At 24.7% G+C, this 1,411-nt stretch carries 2 protein-coding genes; both read right to left on the minus strand.

Annotation, left to right across the window (positions count from 1 at the left end; translation table 11 throughout):
• Positions 1-48: 48 nt before the first annotated feature.
• A complete protein-coding gene (locus CEX73_RS01905) occupies positions 49-669 on the minus strand; it encodes a Fe-Mn family superoxide dismutase (protein ID WP_101626912.1) in 621 nt (206 codons plus the stop codon).
• Positions 670-780: 111 nt separating this feature from the next.
• The gene (locus CEX73_RS01910; protein WP_101626913.1) at positions 781-1,356 is read right to left on the minus strand and encodes a NifU family protein; all 576 of its coding nucleotides are present in this window, start codon (positions 1,354-1,356) and stop codon (positions 781-783) included.
• Positions 1,357-1,411 lie beyond the last annotated feature (55 nt).

The raw sequence follows: 1,411 nt of genomic DNA on the forward strand, positions 1-1,411 counted from the left end.
TGTAGTTACTAGCTCAATTATTAACGAGTAGTTTTAAACTATTAATTTTTATGAAATTAAATTAAAACGAATAGCAGCTTCATCCCAATTAATTACATTCCAAAATGATTTGACATAATCAAAACGACGATTCTGATACTTTAGATAATAAGCATGTTCCCAAAGATCAAGATTAAATATGGGAAAACCTGAAGTTTTAGTAAATTTATTACCCATTAATGGATTATCTTGATTAGATGTTGAAACGATAACTAATTTACTATCTTGGTTAACTAACCAAACCCAACCTGAACCAAAACAAGCCATAGCAGTTTGTTCAAAATAATTTTGAAACGTATTTATATCATTAAAATCACGTTCAATCGCAATTTTTAATTTGCCTTTAAGAGTAGTGTTTAACTTTAATCCTTTCCAGAATAAAGAATGATTTGCATGTCCACCAGCATTATTTCGTAATATAGTTTGTTTATGATTTGGTATCAGATCTAAATGTTGAATTAATTGATCAACTGACATATTAGCTAATTCAGGTAAATTTTCTAATGCTTGATTTGCATTATTAATATAAGTTTGATGATGTTTAGTATAATGAATTTCCATTGTTTGTTGATCAATAAATGGTTCAAATGCATTAAATTTATATGATAAAATAGGTAAAGTATATTTCATATTTAATACTCTGTTAAATATATTAATATTCATGGTTATAATTAATAACTATTTGTTATAGTTATTAATATAAATATGTTTTTTCTAAGTTGTTTTTATTAGTAGTAAGTATCAATAGTAAGAATGTTCTCCTCGATTATGTTCAGTCATATCTCGTACACCCTGTAGTATTGGAAACATTTGTCGTAGTGTTTTTTCTATGCTTTCTTTTAAAGTATGATTTACCATAGAACAACCATTACATCCACCTGAAAATTCTAAAATAGCAAACATATCTTTAGTAATTTCTATTAATGTAATTTTTCCACCATGATTTGCAAGTTGTGGATTTATATTACATAAAAGTACATGTTGAATACATTCTTCTAGTGAAGAATTATTATCTATTTGAGGAAGTGTAATATAAGGAGCTTTAAACGTAAGCTGAGTATCTAATTCATTCATTATTAAATCAATTTCAGCATTTTTTAAAAAAGGTACACTATACTTATCAATATAAACATAAAATTCATGAAATTTTAATTTCAAATAATTATTTTCCAGATTATTAGGTAAATAATAAGACATTTCACATTCTGCATTATAGTTACCTGCATTTATAACAAATATACGTATTTGTGTTCCTGTTGGTTTTTTCTTTAGTAAGTTTGCTAAATACTTTTGAGCATGATTAGTTATTGATATCATCATCTTTATGTGATAATTAATGTAAATTAATTTAATTATATACTTTTAAAAAAAA

It is taken from the genome of Candidatus Palibaumannia cicadellinicola, assembly GCF_002855795.1.
Taxonomy (GTDB): Bacteria; Pseudomonadota; Gammaproteobacteria; order Enterobacterales; family Enterobacteriaceae; genus Baumannia; species Baumannia cicadellinicola_C.

Bases quoted from the DNA above. Each gene is read 5' to 3' on its own strand.
- CEX73_RS01905 (WP_101626912.1), bottom strand. From the start codon at position 669: ATGAAATATACTTTACCTATTTTATCATATAAATTTAATGCATTTGAA.
- CEX73_RS01910 (WP_101626913.1), bottom strand. From the start codon at position 1,356: ATGATATCAATAACTAATCATGCTCAAAAGTATTTAGCAAACTTACTA.